Here is a 5828-nt window from a genome sequence, read left to right on the forward strand (position 1 = left end):
CATCGCCATCAGCCCCTCGCTCTGGTACGACGGCGAAGCGTTGGTCGCGCAAACCGAGGCGGGTATTCGCGCTCAGTCGGCGCCGCCGGCCTTGTTCCTCAGCTGGGCCGACAACGAGGAGAACATTCGCGTCAGCACCGAGAAGCTGGTGAAGGCTTTGACTCGCAAACCGCCGCCGGGCCTGCGTTGGACCCATCGTTATTACCCGGGCGACGATCACATGAGCACGCCGCATCGAGCGCTGTATGACGGCCTGGAGTGGTTGTTCTCCGGGTGGCGGATGCCGGAGCCGAAGAAGGACTCGCCGGCGCCGTCACTGGCCGAGGTCGAGGCTCATTACGCTGGATTGTCGAAGCGCTTCGGCTTCCCGGTTGCGCCCACCGTCGCCGCGTTGGCTGGCGCTGCGCAGGGCCTGGTGGGGCAGGGCAAGTCGGAAGAAGCGCTCGAGGTGCTTCGGCGGAACGCGCGCGAGTACCCATACCTCCCGGGTCCGCAGCGAGCCGTGGGCGCTGCCTTGGAGAAGTTGGGTCGGCGGGAAGAGGCGCTACAGGCCTATGAACAGGCGCTGCGGTTGGCGCTGGAAGACGATAGCCCCTACGGCGACCCGGTGGTCGAATACCGGGCCAAGGTCAAGGACTTGCGCTGAGGCCAAGGTCGCTGCCGGGAGGCAGCGACCTTGAAAGCTTGGGACTACTTGGAGCCGGCGACCATGAAGTCGACGGCATTCAGGATCGACTTGTCCGCCAGATCCACGCGACCACCCTTCGGCGGCATGAAGCCAGCCGCGCCCTGGAAGCCCTCGATCGAATGCTTGTGCAGGGTTTCGATGCCCTTGGCAATGCGCGGGCCCCAGGCGGCCTTGTCGCCAAACTTCGGCGCACCGGCGACGCCGGCCCCGTGACAGGCCATGCAGGCCATGTTGAACACTTCCTCGCCGCCCAGTTCCGCCGCCGGCGCTGCCGCCGCGGCCTGAACCGGCGCCAGCGCCGAGTTGTCCTGACCGGCAATCGCCACCTTGGCCACCGGCGCAATGCGCTCGGCCACCACGGTCTGGTTGGCCGGGTCGGTGATCACATGCTGTTCCTGGGTATTCGAGGCCACGTTCCTGGCCAGGAAATAAAGAACCACCGCGATGCCGATCAAAATGCCGAGAACCAGCATGAAGGTGTCAAAGAACTTCTTATCGTGCTCGGCGCTCACTTCGGCTCCAACAGGCTACAGGGCGGAAAAGCCACATGGCAAAACGGCGCGCAGTATAGCCGCGTCGCCCTCACCGAGAAACTCAGCAGTCTAACTCCCTGAAGAACCGCCCATTCCCGACCCGCTCTTGGGCCCGGCGCCCGCTGCGGCTATGATTCGCGCCCCCTTCTCGGGGCCCCCTGCCGGTCGACTCCCGGGCACACGGTTCAGGGCGGCGCTGCTACACTCCGTGCCCCGCAACGCGCCCGTAGCTCAGCTGGATAGAGTACTGCCCTCCGAAGGCAGGGGTCAGAGGTTCGAATCCTCTCGGGCGCGCCAATCTTCAGGCCGGTTCCGCCAAGAGCGCCGCGCTGGCACCATCAAGGTGTCGGCGAGTTCGAAGCCGTGCGAGCTGCTTCGATCGAAATCGAGTTGTTCGGACGACGCTGCCGCGTGCTCTCAGTTGACGGTCTGATACGAGCCAAGCCAAGCCAAGCAAGCCATGGGGCGCGATAAAGATTTGATCGCGGTTAAAGAAACTGCGCGCCATCCAGGAAGCGCAGCCGAAGCCATGAGCGGCTGCGTCGGATGAGATCCATGCCGCGCACGTTAGCAGCGAGAGGATTTGCCGCGAATTCGTTATGCCTGGCTGGAGTCGATGATGTTGAGAGCAGCACTACAGCGGGCCCGATAGCGAGTGGGCTGCTGATCTACTCAGTCCGTGAGAGTGCATCCGGATGAGTGTAGGCCCACCCAGTGCATTCATTCCAAGCGGTTAGGCATTGCATTCATGAGACATTGGCTGCGGCGGTTCCTGCAACTGTGGGCGATTGCGATGGCGGCGTTGATCTTTATCAACGTCGTTGCAATCTACTTTCCCGCAGGCGAGCGAGTGATCACGCTCGTTATGGTGATCGCCGGCACCATTGTGCTTGCAACCATGCGATGGGGTATTTGGCCGTTCCATCAGCGCATCGACGCGGCGACGCGCGAGAAACTGGATGAGGTGCCCAGGTCCGCCAAACCCGATCACCGTCGGCGCTTACAGCTTGGGATCGTTCTGGCGCTGATCGTGGCTCTCCTGGTTGCCTGGGCGTTGGCCGCAATGGTTTGGATCCACTATGAAGATGTCGCCTCCAGATCGCTCATACTGCAGAAACTCGCTCAAGCGACGGTGGTGGTAGTCGGCGCGGCTGTATTGGTGATGCCGCCCTTTCGAGCCGGGTTTCGACGATCGGGATATCAACTCACGCTCGCGATCCTGCTCACGATAGGTTGGTTTGCCGGCACTATTTTATTGCCCTCGATTTGTAACGGACTCGGCGGGTCTTGCGAGGACATTGAAACATTTGTCCTCGCGATTCCAGGGTGGTCCTTTGTGCCTGTTGCCGCGATGGCGTTGCGCAGCGTTGGTGCTCGTCTTGGCGTGGTCTCCTGGCGCAGCTTCGACTGAGTGGAGATCTGACCATGGGCGCACAGCACCGACCAACTGCAGCGACTTGAAAGCTCGCAATCTACTGTTTCTTCAGACCCAAAAGAAATAACCGGCGCTGAGGTTATCGGTGCTTGCTTGTCGCTTGCGCGCGGCAAGGTGCAGCATTGCAATATCCAGCTTGAGATCATGACCGCCCGTCACGCGCTGTGCAACGAGGATGCGCGCCGCTACAGGATGTGCATGTACGACAAGCCTTCCACCCAGTTGCCGTAGACGTTGCAGGCAGCAGTGCCGACAGCGGACAGAGTGGCTCCGGATGCCTTCGCTGCCAATGCGGTCGCGAGGATGCTCTTGCCGCCAGCTGTCGTTGAGTCGAAGGACAGCGCGCTGGCGTACCCAGAGTCCCGGCAGCTGAGCGTTCCGCTGATGGCCTGGTTGAAAAAAATCATGCCTTTGCCGTCAGCGTCGACACGGATACTCGCGACCGTGCTGGTCACAGAGCCGGCCAATGCCGATGATGTATAGCCAAAGACCAGAGCAAGCAAAGCTAGGCGACGCATACGTTCCTCGTATCACAGCGTAGTGACGAAATAAATTAATGACTCACGCAGCTCAAGCGTGCGTTAACGCGGCGGGCAATCCGCTCCAACAATCATTGGATACTGGCCGAGACAACCGTTGGTTCGCAGAGTGAACGTTGCGTCGGCCGCTTGCGCCATCAAGATGAGCGGATAGATGAAGTTCTTCAAATACGCATCGTCCAGGCTCACGACGGCGAATGCATTCGAACAGCTACCCGATGGTGACCCGCTGGAGATCGCGTTGTTGGTTGTATCCCTCAAGCGGATATGATCCTTTCCCGGTTGATTACCCAACAACATAGAAGTAACTAATGGTCTCGCTGTCCGCGTAGGCACTGCAGGTGCCGTTGCCGACAATCACCACGGACCGATCGGCTGCTTCGGCGGCTATCAGCCCTGCCAGCATTGTGCGGCCACCGGCGGTCGTTGAATCGAAGGCGAATCGACCGGCGACGGTGGAGCAGCTCGGTGCAGTGGTTCGACTGCCGGTTGTAGAAATAAGAACAATCCCACTCGACATGAAATGCATGTCCTGCAACTGGCCTTGATATGCGGTGCTGGACCAAGCGGGGACTACTGCGACCAAGGCGGCGGCTAAACACGCCAGTTTTATGCGCGCTTTCATGTGCTCCTCGTGAGAACTGGAGGTGGATCGATCAGTCCGGATCATGATCAGCACTAACTTGATCCTGCATGTCGAGCAGTAGCTCGATCGCATCTAGCTGCCATTACCTCGATAGGGCCACGTAAAGCATCGAACCGGAATTGTCTGGACATCCGTGACTGCGACGTAGCCAAGCCCGAGCGTTACGGTAGCCGTCGCTCCGTAATGCTTTGGGGTTTCGCGGTGGAGGAGAGATGTAATCTTGTTAGTGCGCCATCCATGACCCGTTTCTTAATTCAGATTGCATTCCGAGAAAATGTTTGTCAACGGCTTGAGTGAAGCGCAGAACTCAATTCAGGGTTCGGACGAATCCGCTGCGGCTTTTCTCTGCGTTCTATCAACGTGATCAGCGGCATGTGTTTGTCAGTCTTGAGTCTGCCCGTTGCGTACGTAATCAACACAGCGTTGCACTGGCCTGCTTTGATGGAAACCCTGAATATGGCCACCGCCCGTTGACATAGCCACGTGCTCGCGGCAACTTTCATTGCACGAATCAAGAAGAATCGAAATACCAGAGCAGGGAAGACGATAGTGCTTAAAGGCATTGCGCGGTCAGGCAGGGAAGCTTTCTTTCCCAAATATCTCAGCAAAATAGTTGCGCACACCTGCGCTGGCGATAGCGCCGTAGCGCTGGCGTTAACCGCGCCTCCCTGACGTCCGGACGACTTAGTCACTGCTACCTGAGTGCGCAAGTGTGCGCGCTTTCAACTTTGTGCCTGCGATTTGGATAACGTGTGCGAGGGATTAATGGATAACGCACGACGGGCGCTTGCCCTGGTGGTCTTCGTCTGCGCGATTAATGGAGCGCATGCGGCTGACTCGCTGACCTACACATACGATGCGTTGGGTCGCCTCAAAAAGGTGGTCAACTCGAGTGGGCCCGGCAGTGGGGTTCAGCGGGACTATCAATACGACGCTGCCGGCAATCGCCTCGGCTTCCAATCTAGCGGCGCCACGAGTGGCAGTTCGGTGACCATTTCGCCGGTCAGCAGTGTCGCCAATGTTTCCTGGTACGGAGTATCGGTCGGCGTGAACCTCGCCGGCAGCGGGTCCGCAGGTGGCACCGTCACGTTCTACGAAAACAATGTCTTTCTAGGTTCCGCTTTCGTGTACGCCAATCAGGCGAGTGTCTTTCTCGAGGGTCTGTCACCCGGCACTCACGTCATCACCGTGAGCTACAGCGGTGACGGAACGAACGCGCCGACCAGCTATACCTTTACGCTCAGCGTTAAGGATCTTCGCTGGCTGCCTGCCGTGCTGGAGCTGCTGCTGAACTGAAGTCCTCCCAGGCTTCTGCTGCGGCGTGGGGTAACCGCCCGTAGGTGCGCGAGCGCGCATTCGGCGAGTTGCATCTACAGGATTGCTGAGATCAAGGGACAAATAATGATGTCGGGCTATGGATTCTCTCTCGGTGAAGGAATGCATGTGGCGCGCAGGTTGATGGCGTGCGTGCTCGCGCTGATGCTCTTTGGAGCCATGCGGGTGGCAGGCGCGCAGACGGTGCCAGGGCCGTCGCCAGCGCGTGCCAGCGTCGACGCCAACGGGGTCGACATGATCTCGGGGCAATTATTCTTCGTCGAGCCTGGGGTCTCGATAGGGGCTGGTGATGTCGGGTTGACGCATGAGCGCTATTGGATGGGGGCTGTTGGTGGGTTCTGGCGCCATGCATATGAGATGTGGTTGCATGAGCCAGGTGGCACTAAGTCCCAAGCATCTATGGGCAGCCGATCGCAGGCCTTCGATCTCATTTCCGGGGTCTACCAGCCTGCGTCCCGTAATGGGTCAACGCTCGTCCAGGAGACAGGCGGCTATCGTTTTACCGATCGCGACGGAACGACCGTATTCTTCAGCAGCTCCGTCTCCGGATACAGCGGGAGCAGGTTCTACGCAACCGAGATCGTGCGGCCATCCGGTGAGAAGGTCACGCTCCACTACGCTTACAACTCTGCGAACAGCGTTCAACTGCTGC

8 protein-coding genes and 1 tRNA gene are annotated in these 5828 nt (G+C 59.6%); 5 read left to right on the forward strand and 4 right to left on the reverse strand.

Translation table 11 applies throughout. The annotated features are described in order from the left end of the window. Positions 1-646, forward strand: a 646-nt coding sequence (locus tag JNL55_RS26200; protein WP_293861401.1) for a BTAD domain-containing putative transcriptional regulator, incomplete at its 5' end; no start/stop codon positions are given. Between the two features lie 44 nt (positions 647-690). On the opposite strand, the gene JNL55_RS26205 is transcribed toward JNL55_RS26200, so the two are convergent. After that, a complete protein-coding gene (locus JNL55_RS26205) occupies positions 691-1200 on the reverse strand; it encodes a c-type cytochrome (RefSeq protein WP_293861404.1) in 510 nt (169 codons plus the stop codon). 241 nt (positions 1201-1441) lie between these two features. On the opposite strand from JNL55_RS26205, the gene JNL55_RS26210 reads away from it, so the two are divergent. Both JNL55_RS26210 and JNL55_RS26215 read left to right on the forward strand, forming a co-directional pair. Continuing rightward, a tRNA-Arg gene (locus tag JNL55_RS26210) sits at positions 1442-1518 on the forward strand. Between the two features lie 451 nt (positions 1519-1969). Further along, the gene (locus JNL55_RS26215; RefSeq protein ID WP_293861406.1) at positions 1970-2632 is read left to right on the forward strand and encodes a hypothetical protein; all 663 of its coding nucleotides are present in this window, start codon (positions 1970-1972) and stop codon (positions 2630-2632) included. A 209-nt stretch (positions 2633-2841) separates the two neighbouring features. Here JNL55_RS26215 and JNL55_RS26220 read toward each other — a convergent pair whose 3' ends face one another. The 3 genes from JNL55_RS26220 to JNL55_RS26230 form a co-directional block, all read right to left on the reverse strand. Beyond that, positions 2842-3174 (reverse strand): hypothetical protein, encoded by a 333-nt coding sequence (locus tag JNL55_RS26220; RefSeq protein WP_293861409.1) that lies wholly within the window; start codon positions 3172-3174, stop codon positions 2842-2844. Positions 3175-3237: 63 nt separating this feature from the next. Next, positions 3238-3384 (reverse strand): hypothetical protein, encoded by a 147-nt coding sequence (locus JNL55_RS26225; protein WP_293861412.1) that lies wholly within the window; start codon positions 3382-3384, stop codon positions 3238-3240. Positions 3385-3481: 97 nt separating this feature from the next. After that, entirely contained in the window at positions 3482-3874 is a 393-nt protein-coding gene (locus JNL55_RS26230; protein WP_293861415.1) for a hypothetical protein, read from the reverse strand. A gap of 732 nt (positions 3875-4606) precedes the next feature. Between JNL55_RS26230 and JNL55_RS26235 the strand changes: the two genes are divergently transcribed. Next, positions 4607-5137, forward strand: a complete 531-nt coding sequence (locus tag JNL55_RS26235) for an Ig-like domain repeat protein (protein ID WP_293861418.1) — start codon at positions 4607-4609, stop codon at positions 5135-5137. A 105-nt stretch (positions 5138-5242) separates the two neighbouring features. Further along, positions 5243-5828 (forward strand): hypothetical protein (locus JNL55_RS26240; RefSeq protein ID WP_293861421.1); only part of this gene is annotated, 586 nt, incomplete at its 3' end.

The sequence above is a fragment of the Steroidobacter sp. genome (genome assembly GCF_016790065.1).
In the GTDB taxonomy this organism is placed as follows: Bacteria; Pseudomonadota; Gammaproteobacteria; order Steroidobacterales; family Steroidobacteraceae; genus Steroidobacter.

Bases quoted from the DNA above. Each gene is read 5' to 3' on its own strand.
- JNL55_RS26215 (WP_293861406.1), top strand. From the start codon at position 1,970: ATGAGACATTGGCTGCGGCGGTTCCTGCAACTGTGGGCGATTGCGATG.
- JNL55_RS26220 (WP_293861409.1), bottom strand. From the start codon at position 3,174: ATGCGTCGCCTAGCTTTGCTTGCTCTGGTCTTTGGCTATACATCATCG.
- JNL55_RS26235 (WP_293861418.1), top strand. From the start codon at position 4,607: ATGGATAACGCACGACGGGCGCTTGCCCTGGTGGTCTTCGTCTGCGCG.